This window comes from Terrisporobacter sp. (assembly GCF_017888745.1).
Taxonomy (GTDB): domain Bacteria; phylum Bacillota; class Clostridia; order Peptostreptococcales; family Peptostreptococcaceae; genus Terrisporobacter.
This window is the reverse complement of record NZ_JAGHFM010000309.1, coordinates 1-15,905: the sequence shown is the minus strand read 5'-3', so window position 1 is coordinate 15,905 and position 15,905 is coordinate 1. Positions and strand designations below refer to the sequence as shown.

General features: G+C 26.2%; 14 protein-coding genes. 5 read left to right on the top strand and 9 right to left on the bottom strand.

Features of this window, described 5'->3' with window-relative positions:
- The first annotated feature begins 151 nt into the window (after nt 1-151).
- The 3 genes from J7G74_RS13965 (at nt 152) to J7G74_RS13955 (ending at nt 2,063) form a co-directional block, all read left to right on the top strand.
- On the top strand, nt 152-973 hold the full coding sequence (locus J7G74_RS13965; protein ID WP_297136452.1) for a DUF3298 and DUF4163 domain-containing protein: 822 nt from the start codon (nt 152-154) through the stop codon (nt 971-973).
- Nucleotides 974-1,078: 105 nt separating this feature from the next.
- Complete coding sequence (locus J7G74_RS13960) at nt 1,079-1,273, top strand: zinc ribbon domain-containing protein (RefSeq protein ID WP_297136449.1); 195 nt, start codon at nt 1,079-1,081, stop codon at nt 1,271-1,273.
- A gap of 265 nt (nt 1,274-1,538) precedes the next feature.
- Complete coding sequence (locus tag J7G74_RS13955) at nt 1,539-2,063, top strand: 2'-5' RNA ligase family protein (RefSeq protein ID WP_297136447.1); 525 nt, start codon at nt 1,539-1,541, stop codon at nt 2,061-2,063.
- A 100-nt stretch (nt 2,064-2,163) separates the two neighbouring features.
- Here J7G74_RS13955 and J7G74_RS13950 read toward each other — a convergent pair whose 3' ends face one another.
- Nucleotides 2,164-3,147, bottom strand: coding sequence for a lipoate--protein ligase (locus J7G74_RS13950; protein ID WP_297136445.1), 984 nt, complete (start codon nt 3,145-3,147; stop codon nt 2,164-2,166).
- Between the two features lie 3 nt (nt 3,148-3,150).
- On the bottom strand, nt 3,151-4,029 hold the full coding sequence (gene lipA / locus J7G74_RS13945) for a lipoyl synthase (RefSeq protein ID WP_297136443.1): 879 nt from the start codon (nt 4,027-4,029) through the stop codon (nt 3,151-3,153).
- A 390-nt stretch (nt 4,030-4,419) separates the two neighbouring features.
- Between lipA and typA the strand changes: the two genes are divergently transcribed.
- Nucleotides 4,420-6,255, top strand: coding sequence for a translational GTPase TypA (gene typA / locus J7G74_RS13940; RefSeq protein WP_297136441.1), 1,836 nt, complete (start codon nt 4,420-4,422; stop codon nt 6,253-6,255).
- Nucleotides 6,256-6,313: 58 nt separating this feature from the next.
- Here the strand turns inward: typA and J7G74_RS13935 are convergent, their stop codons facing one another.
- The 3 genes from J7G74_RS13935 to J7G74_RS13925 form a co-directional block, all read right to left on the bottom strand.
- Nucleotides 6,314-8,320, bottom strand: coding sequence for a penicillin-binding transpeptidase domain-containing protein (locus J7G74_RS13935; RefSeq protein ID WP_297136440.1), 2,007 nt, complete (start codon nt 8,318-8,320; stop codon nt 6,314-6,316).
- 142 nt (nt 8,321-8,462) lie between these two features.
- Nucleotides 8,463-8,660, bottom strand: a complete 198-nt coding sequence (locus tag J7G74_RS13930; RefSeq protein WP_297136439.1) for a DUF1450 domain-containing protein — start codon at nt 8,658-8,660, stop codon at nt 8,463-8,465.
- Between the two features lie 264 nt (nt 8,661-8,924).
- Nucleotides 8,925-9,239: a hypothetical protein gene (locus J7G74_RS13925; protein WP_297136437.1), complete on the bottom strand. Its 315-nt coding sequence runs from the start codon at nt 9,237-9,239 to the stop codon at nt 8,925-8,927.
- A 1,122-nt stretch (nt 9,240-10,361) separates the two neighbouring features.
- Here J7G74_RS13925 and J7G74_RS13920 point away from each other — a divergent pair.
- Nucleotides 10,362-11,297, top strand: a complete 936-nt coding sequence (locus J7G74_RS13920) for a magnesium transporter CorA family protein (protein WP_297136435.1) — start codon at nt 10,362-10,364, stop codon at nt 11,295-11,297.
- A gap of 90 nt (nt 11,298-11,387) precedes the next feature.
- Here the strand turns inward: J7G74_RS13920 and J7G74_RS13915 are convergent, their stop codons facing one another.
- The 4 genes from J7G74_RS13915 to J7G74_RS13900 all read right to left on the bottom strand — a co-directional run bounded on the left by J7G74_RS13915 (nt 11,388) and on the right by J7G74_RS13900 (nt 15,546).
- Nucleotides 11,388-11,735 carry a MerR family transcriptional regulator gene (locus tag J7G74_RS13915; protein WP_330616586.1) on the bottom strand — a complete coding sequence of 116 codons (348 nt, stop codon included), beginning with the start codon at nt 11,733-11,735 and terminating at the stop codon, nt 11,388-11,390.
- Nucleotides 11,736-11,777: 42 nt separating this feature from the next.
- Nucleotides 11,778-12,902, bottom strand: coding sequence for an aldo/keto reductase (locus tag J7G74_RS13910; protein ID WP_297136453.1), 1,125 nt, complete (start codon nt 12,900-12,902; stop codon nt 11,778-11,780).
- A 78-nt stretch (nt 12,903-12,980) separates the two neighbouring features.
- Complete coding sequence (locus J7G74_RS13905; protein ID WP_297136434.1) at nt 12,981-13,517, bottom strand: flavodoxin family protein; 537 nt, start codon at nt 13,515-13,517, stop codon at nt 12,981-12,983.
- Between the two features lie 160 nt (nt 13,518-13,677).
- Nucleotides 13,678-15,546: an SEL1-like repeat protein gene (locus tag J7G74_RS13900; RefSeq protein ID WP_297136433.1), complete on the bottom strand. Its 1,869-nt coding sequence runs from the start codon at nt 15,544-15,546 to the stop codon at nt 13,678-13,680.
- Nucleotides 15,547-15,905: the final 359 nt, after the last annotated feature.

The window sequence follows — 15,905 nt, the reverse complement described above, 5'->3', positions numbered from 1 at the left end:
AATTTAATATGCTTTATTAATACTCAAATTTATTTTCTTACTAAACAAGTCTAATATCCTTTTTTTTACATGAATTTAGATTAACAAACATGTATATATAATATATTATAAAGAAAAATAAGTAATATATATAAAAAGAAAGGATGACATTATGAAAAAATTAAACTATATAATATTCTTATGTTTATCAATTATATTGATATCTTCTACTTTATCATATGCAGATATAGACAAGTCTCTATATTTAACAAATACACATATCTCAAAAGATAACCTTGAGATAAATAATATGTATTCTATAGAAAGCAAAACTTTAAATGAAGAAAGCAGCTTTTTTAAATCAAACATAAAATATCCTTATCTAAAAATTAAAGATAAATACTCAAATAAAAAAAATAAATCTGTTAAAGTAATCCAAGATATAAATAATAATATACAAAGTTATATTACTGGAAATTTTTCTAAAGTAAAAGAACAAGCAAAACAATATGAAGATTACTATAATGGTCTAACATCAAAAGAAAAAGAAAATACTATAAAATATCAATTTGAAATTGATACAGATTCTGAAGTTTCTTATAATAAAAATAATTTAATAAGTGTTCCTATAACAACTTATGAATTCACTGGTGGGGCTCATGGCATGACATATTTAACTTCATTTAATTATAATTTATCTACTGGTGATGAGATTCAATTAAAAGATATGTTTAAAAAAGATGTAGATTATGTAAAAATAGCTAATAAATATATTAGTTCACAAATTGCTAAGGATAAAGATAATTTTTTCTATAATGATCCCGGTATAAAAGGTTTTACTACTATATCATCTAATCAAGAGTTTTATATAACTAATGATGGGATAGTAATCTATTTTCCATTGTATAGTATAGCACCTTACTCTACTGGTATACCTAAATTTAAAATGACATACAAGGAATTTGGTAAATATTTAATAGACTTAGATAAATAAGTAAAAATTATAATAATTTTATATAAAGTTTTCGATATTTGTATTTTACAGCTACTGTTGTTATAATATTCCTAATAAACAACTCATAAAGGGGGAATATGTTATATGGAGTGTTTAAGATGTAAAACAGAACTTAAATTTTTAAAAGAGTATAGATTTGATTCTCAAGATAACAATAGAGGTCTGCTAAAAGCTTTATTTGATGTTGAAGAACATTTAAAGTTCAAAGTATTTGTATGCCCTAATTGTAAACATACAGAGTTTATTTATTCAGGAACTTCAACTTGGGTTGATATGTAAAAATCTATTAAATTTTATATTTATATAAACATCCCAAATATAGAAGTTTACTATATTAAATTTAGTTTACTTCTGTATTTTATTAATCTAATTTACAATATATAATTTATTGGCTAAACATGTTTCAAAATACCCAAATTGATCTTTAGTATGAAAATAATTATCTTTAAGTTTTGTTTGGTTTAATGATAAATATTTATAAATACTTTAGTAAAACCTATAATATAACTTATAAATAAAAATCAAATTTTCTAGGAGGATAAAGTTGAGATATGTAATTGTAAGTGTTGTAAAAGGTGATGCTGGTAACTTTAATAATAATATGAGAAAAGATGTTTATGAAAAATTTAAAGCTAAATCTTCTAAGCTTCCTGCTCATTTTACTATTAAATCTCCTTTTGAATATAATGACATAAGCGAATTAGAAGAGACTTTAAATAAATTTTCAAAAGACAATGAAAAAGCACCTTATATAATAAAAGGATATAATCATTTCGATAATAGGGTAATATATATGGACGTGATAATGAGTAGTCAAGGTAAAAAACTTCATGATAAACTGATAGATTCTTTAAGTAATATACATTATGTGGATATTAGTGAAAGGGATGGAAAAGATAAGATTTTTCATATTACAATAAGCTCTAAAAAAATTCAAAAAATATATGATGAACTTTGGAACTATGTTAATAAATTTCCTTGTAACTATAATTGCTATTTTGATAATATATCTATTTATAAATGGCAAGATAATACTTGGATATTGCATAGAGAATATCTTTTAAAATAAACCCAATTAATTAGACTATTTATCAGGCCTAATTAATTGGGCTAAATTCAAATTGTATTCTTATCTGTATTTCTTTAAGACGTTCACTTCAGTTAATTTACTAGTCAATTATGCATTCCAGCAAATCCTCTTTAGTTATCTTATAAAAGTATTTTACTATATCTAATGTATCAAGTAATTTACTTATATCTTCTTTTGCATATTTACAATTAATAAAAGATTTTTCTACTATAGATATATCTCCACTTAGAAAAAAATCTCCTTCTATGGTACAGTTCTTAATTATACCTTTTTTTACATCTAATTTGAAATCTACACGACCACCATCAAATCTTTTATATCTATTAATATTAAATGTTGGGTTTTTGCCATAATTCCAATCCCAAGATTCAAATTTTTCTTTTTTAATTTTATTTATTGATTTTATATCATCTTTTGTTAATGTATAGATAGTACTATTCTCCAATAAATTATCTAACATTATATCTCTGAAATCTTCACTAGTAATAATATTATCGATAACTTCACTAATATTCATTACTCTTTCCCTAACTGATTTTATCCCCTTTGCAATAATCTTATCCTCTGCTACGGTTATACTTTTCACCATAGCCTGTATATCTGTATTAAATAAGATAGATCCGTGATGTAACACGGCATTATTTTTTCTATATTGTGCATTTCCTGAGAATTTTCTATTTCCTATTAAAAGATCATTTCTACTATTAAAATTAGCATCTATACCTTGTTTTTGAAGAGCATCCACAATAGGCCCAGTGAATTTGTCAAAAGAAATACCTTCTTCTTTGTAATTTTTCTTTATAAATGTAAATTGCCAAGCACCCATATCTGTATATATAGTTCCCCCTCCAGAATTACGCCTAACTACATTTATATTATTTTCTTTCACATATTTTTCATTTATTTCAGAATAGGTGTTTTGATACCTGCCCACCATTATTGTAGGATTCGTTCTCCAAAATAAAAAAATTTCATCATCACTCAAATCTTTGTGTTCAATCAAATATTCTTCAAGAGCAAAATTAAAATATGGACTAGTTGAATTACTATTTATATAAATCACTACTTATTTCCCATCTGATATCTTAGCTTCTAATGCTTCAGCTGCTTTATATGAACTTCTAACAAGGGGACTACTTGCTATAAATCCAAATCCTTTTTCTAATCCAACTTTTTTGTATTCTTCAAATTGCTCTAATGAAACGTATTCTTCCACATCCACATGTTTTCTACTTGGTTGTAAATATTGTCCTATAGTAAAAATATCACATCCTACTGATAGTACATCATCCATTACTTTATATACTTCTTTATCTTTTTCACCTAATCCAACCATAATTCCTGTTTTAGTTAGGATTTCAGGTGATTTTTCTTTTATATACTTTAAAACATATAATGACCTATCATAAATAGCTTCTGGTCTTACTCTTTCGTATAGCCTTTCAATAGTTTCCATATTATGATTTATAACATCTGGTTTAGCTTCTATAATTATATCTAAGTTTTTATCTTCACCTTTTAAATCAGGAATCAACACTTCTATAGTAACACCTGGGTTTAATCTTTTTACTTCTTCAATAGTTTTTGCAAAATGTTTTGCTCCACCATCTTCCAAATCATCCCTGGTTACACTAGTTATTACTACATGCTTTAAATCTAATTTTTTAACTGACTGAGCCACATGCAATGGCTCTAACGGATCTAAATTTGAAGGTGTTGCACTTGTAACATTACAAAACTTACAATTCCTAGAACATTGATTGCCCATTATCATAAAAGTTACTGTTCTTTTTTTATAACATTCACCCCTATTTGGGCAGTTTGCTTCCTTACATACCGTATGTAAAGAATCATCTTCCATCATTTTTCCTATGCTCCCAACTTCACTATCATAAGTTACTTTAAACCATTCAGGTTTTCTTGCTCTTCTTTTTTTATCTCCCATGACTTTATCCCTTTCAAAATAATTAATGTAATTTTATTGTAGCATAGGATTTATTCTTTTTCTTTGTTCACAAGGTCTAATATATAAAATTTATACATTTTTATGTTTCATCCTTATGTCAGTAACCCAAAAGTATCTATTAATTTTACAATATATTAATAAACACCTTAGGGTAAATTTTCACAAAAATAAAATATTATATATATATATAAACTCAAATGAATATTCAATTAAAATTATGTAAATTTTATTTTTATAGCAACTATTGATTATTCTTTTTACATTTAAGTCAATACTAATTATAATAGTCTCATCCTGATTTTAATTTACATTTTGGGTACGGTATGTTATACTAAATAAGTTATTTTTTAGAAAGGAAGAATTAAATAAATGACACAAAAACATAAAATTATAAATATAGCTGTTATTGCCCACGTTGATGCTGGAAAATCAACTTTAGTTGATGCATTCTTATCTCAAAGTGGAGTATTTAGAGCAAACGAAGTAGTAAAAGAATGTGTAATGGATAGTAATGACCTTGAAGCAGAAAGAGGTATAACAATATATTCTAAAAACTGTTCTATAAACTACAAAGATTACAAAATAAACATAGTAGATACACCAGGACATAGTGACTTCTCTTCTGAAGTTGAACGTGTTATCAAAACTGTTGATACAGTTATACTGCTAGTAGATGCTTCTGAGGGGCCAATGCCTCAAACAAGATTCGTTTTACAAAAATCATTAGAATTAGGTCTTAGACCAATATTATTTATAAATAAAATAGATAAATCTGACCAAAGAGCTGAAGAAGTTGTTAATGAAGTATTCGACTTATTTGTTGACTTAAATGCTACTGATGAACAATGTGAATTCCCAATAATTTACGGTATAGCTAAACAAGGTATAGCTAAATTAGAAATGGACGATGATTCAACTGACTTATCTCCATTATTCCAAACTATAGTTAACCATGTAGAAGCTTATCCTAATTATGATGATAAACATCTTCAACTTCAAATATCAGCTCTTGCTTACGATAACTTCGTAGGAAGACTTGGTATAGGTAGAGTTTACAAAGGAACTGTAAGAAGTGGAGAACAAGTTTCTATCTGTAAAGAGGGTGAAGTTGTAACTAGAGGAAAAATATCTAAACTTTCTGTTTACGAAGGATTAAAGCAAGTAGAAGTTGATGAAGCATACTCTGGAGATATAGTAGTTGTAGCTGGTATCCCTGATATATCAATAGGAGAGACTATATGTGAAGTTGGTCATCACTTACCAATGGAAATGATACACATAGAAGAACCTACATTATCTATGAACTTCTTAGTAAATGATTCTCCATTTGCAGGAAAAAGTGGTAAATTTGTTACTACAAGACACTTAAAAGATAGATTAGATAAAGAGCTAGAAGTTAACGTTGGGTTAAAAGTTGAACCTATGGATACTACTGACGGATATAGAGTATCTGGTAGAGGTGAGCTTCACTTATCTATCCTTCTTGAAAACATGAGACGTGAAGGTTATGAAATAGGTGTTTCTAAACCAGAAGTTTTAATGCACAAAGGTGAAAACGGAAAAATTCAAGAGCCAATAGAAAAAGTTATAATAAACTGTCCTGAAGTATACTCTGGTACAGTTATAAATAAAATGAACTTAAGAAAAGGTATGATGGAAGCTATGTCTATAGAAGGAGATTTCGTAAAAATAGAATTCTCTGCTCCAACTCGTGGACTATTAGGATATAGATCTGAATTCATAAATGATACTCGTGGTGAAGGTAACATGGTTCGTTCATTCGCTAGATACGAAGATCATAAAGGTGAAATACCTTCAAGATCTAATGGTGTATTAATATCTCAATGTAATGGTACTACAATGGCTTACGGACTAAATGCTTTAAGCGAAAGAGCAACTATGTTTGTCGATCCAGGTGTAGAAGTATACGAAGGTATGATAATAGGTATGAACTCAAGAAAAGATGATATGATAGTTAACCCTACTAAAAATAAAAAATTAACTAACGTTCGTGCTTCTGGTTCAGATGATGCTATAAAATTAAATGCAGCTAGAACTTTCACTTTAGAAGAAGCTTTAGAGTTTATAGATGATGATGAGTTAGTTGAAATAACTCCAGATGCTATAAGACTTAGAAAAAAATATCTAAACGAGCACGAAAGATTACAATACAATAAAAGAAGAAAAGCTGCTCAGCAACAATAGTTAAATAATTAATATAAAAAATCCAACGATTTTATTCGTTGGATTTTTTATATATACCCTAATTCTTGATATAACTCTCCATTATATTTTTTACCTTAGGTACTAAGTCTTTAGATGTAGATTTCCCTTTCATATCTTCCATAACCATAGATACAGCTAATTTAGAATTATCCATATCTACTGCTACAAACCAACTATTTTCATTCCCAGTTTCGTCATCTTTAGTTGATTTTATTTCTGCTGTTCCTGTTTTTCCTGCCAAATTAACTCCATCTATTTTACATAAGTATCCACTTCCATTAGGATCATTTATTACTCCCGCAAAATCCTTTTGTAATTCTTCTAAGTGTTCTTTATTTATAGCTTCACTAAATACTTTTGCTTTATTATTTTCACTTAATACAAGCCTTGGAGTCATTATTTTCCCTTCATTGGCTAAGGCTGAATATGACATTGTAACTTCAAGGGGAGTTGTAAGTATTTCTCCTTGTCCATAACCTGTATCTGCTAATAAAATTTCTTTATCTATTTTATTATGGTTAGCAATTTGAGATTTAGGCATAGGATACTCAAAATCTATATCAGCACCTATACCAAACTTCTTCGCTCCTTCTATTAACTTGTCACTGCCTATTTTTATAGCCTTATCGGCAAAATAAATATTATCAGAATATATGACTGCTTCATATAAACCAACTGAACTTACATCTTTTACTCTAGACACTTTATATTTTCCCCAGGAAGAAGAGTTTTGCCATTGTAATCCATTTATATTCATCTTTTCATTTGGATTTATTAAATTATTTTCAAGTCCTATAGACGCTGTTAGAAGTTTCATAGTAGATCCTGGAGAATATAAGTTATTAGCTCTATTATCAAAATGTGCATTTTTACTTTCTTCCCATTCTTTTGCTATAGCCTTAGTTTTATAAGTGACTAAAGTGTTTGAATCATAAGATGGCGAACTAACCATTGCTAGTACTTCTCCTGTTGAAGAATCCATAGCTATAGATGCACCTTTTTCCTTATTCATTTGATTATAAATTTCTTGTTGAAGCTTTGAATCTATTGCTAATTTTATATCCTTACCATTGCTCACTTTAGTTTCAGCTACTGTGATATCTTCGTCTCCTCTTTCAATATATATATGTACCCCATCTTTAGCTCTTAGCTTATCTTCATAAACTTGCTCAAGTCCATTTTTTCCTATTTGACTGCTTGTAGTATATCCTTTATTAGGATTTTTTTCTAATTCTTCTGCTGTTATACTTCCTATATATCCAAGCAAACTACCAAATGCCTCCCCCTTAGCATATACTCTAGATATATTTTTTTGTATAGTAACACACTCTATAGCTGATATTTTCTCTAGTTTTTCTTTTTCATATTCTGGCACTTTTACTATAAATACTGCATATTCTGGGTTTGAATTATTTTTAATCTTATCTGATATATATTTTTCACTTATATCAAGATCTTTAGCTAATTTACTTATACTTGATTCTTTAAATTTTTTAGTATCTACATTTATAAAGTTAACTTCTCCATTGTAAGCTAGTAAATTACCATCTCTATCTAATATTTTTCCTCTACTTCCAATAGTTGTTTTAACCCTTACCTTATCTCCTTGTACCATATCGGGCAAAATCAAACTTTCATTCCAAGATATTTTATATCCATCATCTTCTTTTTCTAAATTAATAGTAGTATTATCATATTTTAGTTCGCCTGCAACAGTACTCATAGAAATAGTTATAGGTACCTCCAATTTATCATTTATTTTTTTTACACTTATTTTTATGTTATTTACTCCCATAGCCGAATAAATTGCATTGTATTTATTTATAAATTCTTCTTTTCCCCCAAATTCACTTTTTATGTAGTTTTTCGAATCAGTTGTCAACATCTCATACAAATCATCATACTTTTTATCATTCAATAATTTTGTATAATTATCTATAGTATCCTCTATTTTATTTTTACTGCTACAACCACTTAATATAAATACCGCTAATACCATAATACTAATAATTGTTATAATTTCCCTTGATTTGACTAATTTCATATATCCCCCTAATAATTTGATATCTTTATTATAATTTTATCATAATTATATAAAAAGTAGGATATATTTAAAATATATCCTACTTTTTAAGTTCATTAAGTTTATAATATTTGGATAATAAAATTATTTCTTAATATATGATTTATTTACATTCTTTTATAAACTCTTCTTCATTTTGTGTATGAATATAAATTCCATTAATTTTACCAAAATATTGAGTTTTATCTTTTCTACACGCTCCTACACAGCCTGTTTTAACATTCTTCTCTCCTATTTCATTTTTCAACTTATCTATATCTACTTTTGAGCACAATTTACATACTGTTACTCTCTTACTCATATATATCACTCCTTAAATCTTTCTGTTACTTATTAATTAATACCCTCTCATTTATAAAAAATATCATATATTTATTTTTCTCATTTTGTTAGCACTTCAGGCAACTCCATCGCTCAAAATTTACTTTTTTACAACTTCTCAAACATATTGACAATAGTTGCCCACAGACGCAAACTCAACATAAATTCCTTGTATGTAAAAAAGCTTGAATCATATATTTTAGATTCAAGCTTTTTATTTTCTATATTTTATATTACTTTTTCTTTATTTAAGTATTTTTTCATACATATTTTTTTCTAATAATTCTATATATTCTTTTGATTCTTTAATACCAAGACCAGTTATATCTTTATAATATCTAATAGCTCTAACCTTTTTATTCATACATAATAATCTATTTATTTCTTCGTATAATATCTCTTCATCAAAGCTATTAATTCCAAAATGTTTTTCAATATTCTCTAGTTTTGTATTAATCTTAGTAATTTCGCTTTTTATTGTGCATGTAGAAATAGAAAGACTTATAGCAAAATAACTAAGTACCCCCATAAAAAATAAAACCACTATATTACTTGTCATATTAATCCCCTTTTAACTCTTATTACAAAATTATCTAATTTAATAAGTATATTATATACTATTTTTATCTATATTGTAATGAGAATCAACATAATTCAATCTAATAAGTTATTTTTTATAAATAAAAACAAATTATTTGTAACACACCTTTTAGTCTATTGTAAACATCTTTTATAAATTAAAAGTTAATAATACGCAAAAAAAGATTGAGTTTCTTCAATCTTTTTATAATTTATTATATATTAAATTTTATATTCTATTCAAAATTAATGTTCCATACTTTGGTCTTCTAATAAACTTATTTCTGATAAATATGATAAGAAAGATAAACCAAGCATTATTACTACTAATATTGCTGTAATAAGCACTATTGCCATATCAACTCCTCCTTTTGATATTATTATAATTCCTTAATATGAATAATTTATGAATTTTATGGGAATTAAATTTAAAAATAGGATATTGAATACATATATATACATTTAATATCTTATTTTTAAATTTTCATAATATTATAATAGCATATAATTAAAATTTAAGTAGTTAAATTATTGTAACCTTATAATCTTATAAAATTATAATGATATTGTTTATTATTCCAATAATATAAACTGTCTAGGGAGATTAAATTCAAAAGAATTCAATAAAAAAATTTTATCAAAGTAAATTTCTTAACCCATTTTTTGGATCCATATTCTCTTCAATAAATTTACATGAAAAACTTTTTGAAGTAAAAAATATAATTGAATTAATATTAGTCTACATAGGTATTTATATTATAAACAAATCTAATATACATGGATAAAAATGTAAACTAAAAATAAAATTATTTTATATTTATCTCTAAAGGTTTATAATATATATATGGCTTATAATTTTTTAGTAATATTTTTCATAAAACATTGATTTATGACTAAAAAATTATTAATATATAATAGATGTTTAAAAATTTAAGGAGAGTGATGGAAATGGACAGTATTCCGATACGCTTGTTTCGGACTGCAAAACATTTTAATCACTTAATAATATCTATTTATGACTAATACTTCCAAAGTTATATTGGTCTTTTAATAGATATCATTAAGTGACCAATATATAAAACTGAATAAAGGATGTGTTGCCATGATAAGATATTACAAAACAATTGAGACAAAACTGGAAAAATTAAATGACTTTGAAGACGGTTGTTGGATAAATCTTGTTGAACCTAGTCATGATGAAATAAGTTATATTTCTGAAAGATTTGAAATAGACATAGATAGTTTGAAATCTGCCCTAGATGAGGAAGAAAGATCAAGAATTGATGTGGAAGATAATCATACTTTGATTCTTATAGATATTCCAATTGATGAAAGTGATTATGACTCTGCTCATTACTCTACTATACCCCTTGGGATAATACTAACAAATAATGCTATCATAACAGTATGTACTGCACAAAGTAAAATTTTAAACGATTTTATAGTAGGACATATAAAAGAATTTTACACTTTTAAGAAAACTAGATTTTTATTACAAATTTTACACAAAAATGCAACTTATTATCTATTATATCTAAGAAGAATTAATAGAATGACTATTGAAATAGAACGTGAAATACACAAGTCGATGAAAAATAGAGAATTAGTTCAACTATTAGAATTAGAAAAATCTTTAGTATATTTTTCTACCTCTCTAAAAGCAATAGAGCTAGTTCTTAATAAAATGCTTCGTACATCTACTATAAAAAAATACTCCGAAGATGAGGATTTATTGGAAGATGTTATTATTGAAAATAGACAGGCCTTAGAAATGGCTTCAATTTATGGTGATATATTAAGTAGAATCATGGATGCATTTAGTGCAATAGTTAATAATAACCAAAATAATGTGATGCAACTTTTAACTGTTGTAACACTTATTTTATCGATTCCTACCATGATTTCTGGATATTTCGGGATGAATGTGGAAAATATGCCTTTCTCTAAAGATCCTAATGGATTTTGGATTATATTATTTATTTCAGCAATAATTTGCTTAATATTATCAATTTTATTATCTAAAAATAAATTGTTATAAAAATTTCCTAAGAATTAATAAAAGCTCTAGTTTATCTAGAGCTTTTTATATTTTTTAATTTTAATCAACTTTTCTTAATTCTTTTTCTTTCTATACAACTGTATTTTCATATCTTTCTATTTTAAAAGTTAATCTATCAATAGTCTTTTGCATTTCTTCTACTTTATTAATCAAAATTTTTCTCTGTTCTATTAATATTTCTTTTCTAGCATTAATGCTTTCATCGCCTTTTTGAAAAAGAGTAAGATACTCAATTAATACTTCAATAGAAAGACCCGACCCTCTCATACACTTTATAAACTCTATCCACTTGCAATCTTCTTCACTGTAATCTCTAATTCCACTTTTATTTCTATTTATCTTAGGTATTAATCCTATTTTTTCATAATATCGAAGCGTATCTTGGGATAAACCTAATTTTTTGCTTACTTCTTTAATTGTTATAATATCTCCCCCTCTTACTATTTGAAGAAATTTAATTTATCCCCTTTCAAATTCCTCAGCTACATCTTTCAAAAACTTTGTAATATCTAAATGTTGAGGACAGCTTTTTTCACACTGTCTACATTCAATACACTCTGATGCTTGTCCATAAGTCTGGATATAATTATCATAATACACCTTTTGAGTAGAAAAGGATTTAGATAAAGATTGTTTTCTATTATTATATAGTGCAAAATAACTTGGAATAGGAATATTTTTAGGACACTCTTCTACACAGTATTGACATGATGTACATGGAATTGTAATTGAATTATTTATAATATCAACCACATTACCTATGATATCATATTCTTCTCTTGAAAAAGGTTTAAAATTTTGCATATAGCTAGTATTATCTAATAATTGATTTATATCAGACATTCCACTTAAGACCATCATTATACCATCATGACTTGCTACATATCTTATTGCCCATGATGGTATAGACATTTCTTTATTATAATTTTTAAATAAATCTTCAGCTTCTTTTGGTACACTAGCTAGGGTACCACCTTTAACAGGCTCCATTACAATTATTGGCTTATTGTGTTTTATAGCTACTTCATAACATTTTCTTGATTGAATACTTTCATTCTCCCAATCTAGATAATTAATTTGTAATTGTACGAAATCTACTTCAGGATGAACTGTCAATATTTCATCCAATAAATCAGCACTATCATGGAATGAAAATCCTATATTTTTAATTCTGCCTTCTTTTTTCTTTTCTAAAATAAATTCAAAGCTACTAAATTTTTTACATTTTTCATAAGTCAACACTCCTAAGTTATGAAGTAGATAGTAATCAAAATAATCTACACCACACTTTTGTAACTGTTCTTCAAAAATTTTTTCTTGTTGCTCTTTTGATTTTATAATTTTCATAAATAGTTTATCTGCTAAAAGAAAACTTTCCCTTGGATAACGCCTAACTAAAGCTTCTCTTACTGCTATCTCGCTTCTTCCATTATGGTAAGGATAAGCTGTATCAAAGTATGTAAATCCCCTATCAATAAAGTTATCTACCATTTTATTTAAGATATCCATATCAATACTTGTAACATCTTCTTTATCTTTTAGTGGTAAGCGCATTAAACCAAAACCTAACTTTTTCATTTTTATTCCTCCCCTCTTATTTATAATATAATATAGCAAAGCTAATAATTACATTTCCATCATAGCTTATACTATAAAATTTATCTAAACTGATTTTCCCATTTCATAAGATTCTTTCATAGCTTTTGTTTCTTTAATTTCTCCTTTTTGCCATGCTCCTACTCCATAAATAATTCCTTTTTCTTTTGCTCCATTAAGACATGATGTAAATCCTCTAAATCCATCAAAAGTTCTTTCTATCAATTCTTTACTATTTACTGCTGAAGTAGCAATGAAATAAAAGTCCTTATTATTAATTTCTGTATATCTTGCGACTGTTCTATCTATTAAGGTTTTCATCTGTCCATCCATTGTATAAAAATATACAGACGTTGCCATAACTATTACATCTGAATCTATCATTTTCTGTAAAATTTCTTTCATATCATCTTTTTGAACACAAATACCATTTTTCTCACATGCATAACATCCACTACAATAATTTATCTTTTTATCTCCCAAAAACAACTTTTCTACTTCATTACCTGCATCTTTAGCTCCTAACATAAATTCATCACATAGTATATCTGAGTTTCCATTTCTTCTTGGACTAGCAGATATTAACAATACTTTTTTATTCATTATATATACCTCCCCTATTTCAATTGAGTTTTACATTCCATTAAGCTATAAAAATTACAAATTCTCAATTATTTTTCTATTCAATATATATAATAGTACTTGGAGTTAACTCTAGGTCAATAGCTTTTAAAAGAATTAGTTCAAAAAAAGTAGTTAGATTCTATCTAACTACTTTCATTTCACTTTCTATATTTTCAAACTCATTTTCAAGGTTTTCATTTATTTCTAATATGTATTGAGGTATATATTCTTCTTCATTCTCATCATCGTCATTAATCTTTTCTATTTCACAAAAAGGTGATAACAATCTTTCTTCTTGATTTACTTCTATTAATGGTAATTTACTAAGTATTGATTCACTATCTTCATAATGTACTTCACTTAATTCTTTATACATTCTTTTACTTTTTTCAAAATACATAAAAGCTAACATATACTCACAATTTTTATCTTCTTTTTTAACACCTTCAGCAAAATATTTTTCACTTTCTTCCATTTCACCTAATTTTAGTGATAGTTGACCTAAATTATATATTGATTCTATGCAACCTTGTTCTCTAGATCTTTCATACCAATATTTTGCATTAGTATAATCATTATAATAGTTTTCATTAATTAATCCTACCATGTGTTGAGAATATACATTATTTTCATTAGCAGTAACATCAAACATTTCTTTAGCTTTTTCAAAATTTTTCTCATTATAATATATTTTGCCTAAATGAATACGACTATTTATATGATTTTTTTCCACTGCTTTCATAAAATATTCCTTAGCCTTTTCAAAATCTTTTAATTCTTCATATATTACTCCTAAAGCATAAGCCGAATATATATCATCATTTTCTAAAGCCTTTTCATACCAAATGATAGCTTCATCAATATTATCTATTCTTTTAAAAATATCTCCCAATTTTACTTGACAAGAAACCGCCATAGAGTTTCTTTGATAATATGAAATTGCCTTTTCTATATCTCCAGTTTGGTCGTATAAATCAGCTATATTTTCTATTGCTGTTTTACAGCCATCAACTATTGCTTCATCATAATTCTTTAAAGCTTTTTCATAATTTTTTTCTTCAAAATATAGTCCTGCTAAATTATTTTTAGCCTCTACCATTTCATTAGATGCTAAATCATAGTACATTTTTGCACTTTCAATTTCATTTTCTCTATTGCATAAGTTAGCTAACCTAAATTTAGATAAAGAATGATTATGTTCTATTCCTTTTTCATAATACTTAATAGCATCTTCTCTTTTATCTAGCTTATCATATAAGTAAGCTAATCTGTATTGAGATTTAACATGGTTTTGTTTTGCAGCTTTTAAATAATATCTTTCTGCTTCAGATAAATCATCATTTATTTCACTTATAAGCCCCATATTATAGCATCCTTTTATGTGAGAAGATCTATAAAGTTGTTTATATAAAGATATGGTATTTTTTTCATTATCTTCTTTTCTACTTAATATAGCTAAATTATATTTACAGTCATCATTCAGTAAAACAGAACCTTTTTTGAAATATTCTACTGCTTCCTCTTCCTTTTCCAAATATAAATATAGATTTCCTAGGTTAAAACAAGCTATACCAAAATTATCGTCAGCTGCTATTTTTAGCCACTTTTCACTTCTTATGTAATCATTTAATTTAAAATGAATTACTCCTAAATTATTTTGAGCTTTTATATTGCCTTCTAAAGCCACTTTTTCATACCAATAAAGAGCATATTCATATCCTTCTAAGTCATAGTACATGTTTCCAAGGTCAAAAGCTGCATCTTCAAATCCATTTTTAAATGCCATTGAATACCATCTTTCTGCCTCATGATATTGATTTTTATCTAAATAGATTCTACCTAAAGTATATTGAGATTTAACATTTCCCTCTTCTGCGGAAATCTTATAAGATGCAATTGCTTCATCTAACTTTCCCATTTTTTCTAAGATAACGCCTTTTTTATGAGTTAAGCCAGATTCTCTAGGTAAATCTTTAATTTTTCCAAAAGAAAATTTTGAATTTTTCATCCTACCTTACTCCTAATTTTATATATTCTTGATCTGCTAATAGATATTATATTATATATTCTATTATTCATGAATATTATTTCCAAATTGTAATAAAGATGTAATTTTATGTTTGCCAAATTTAATCTGTTCTTAGTATTATATTTAATAGTTTTTTTATGCATCTTATAGAATATATTTTTCCTATTACTAGAAAAACTTGATTAATTTCCTAAAAAAATATATTATATATACATTATGAACTTAATACTTTATAAGTAGGAGAAATGATTATGGATTTAAATTTAATATTAAAAATTTGTCTTTTAATAGTTGTAATCGGTATAGCTTTTAATATATTAAAATTGATTACATCTTTT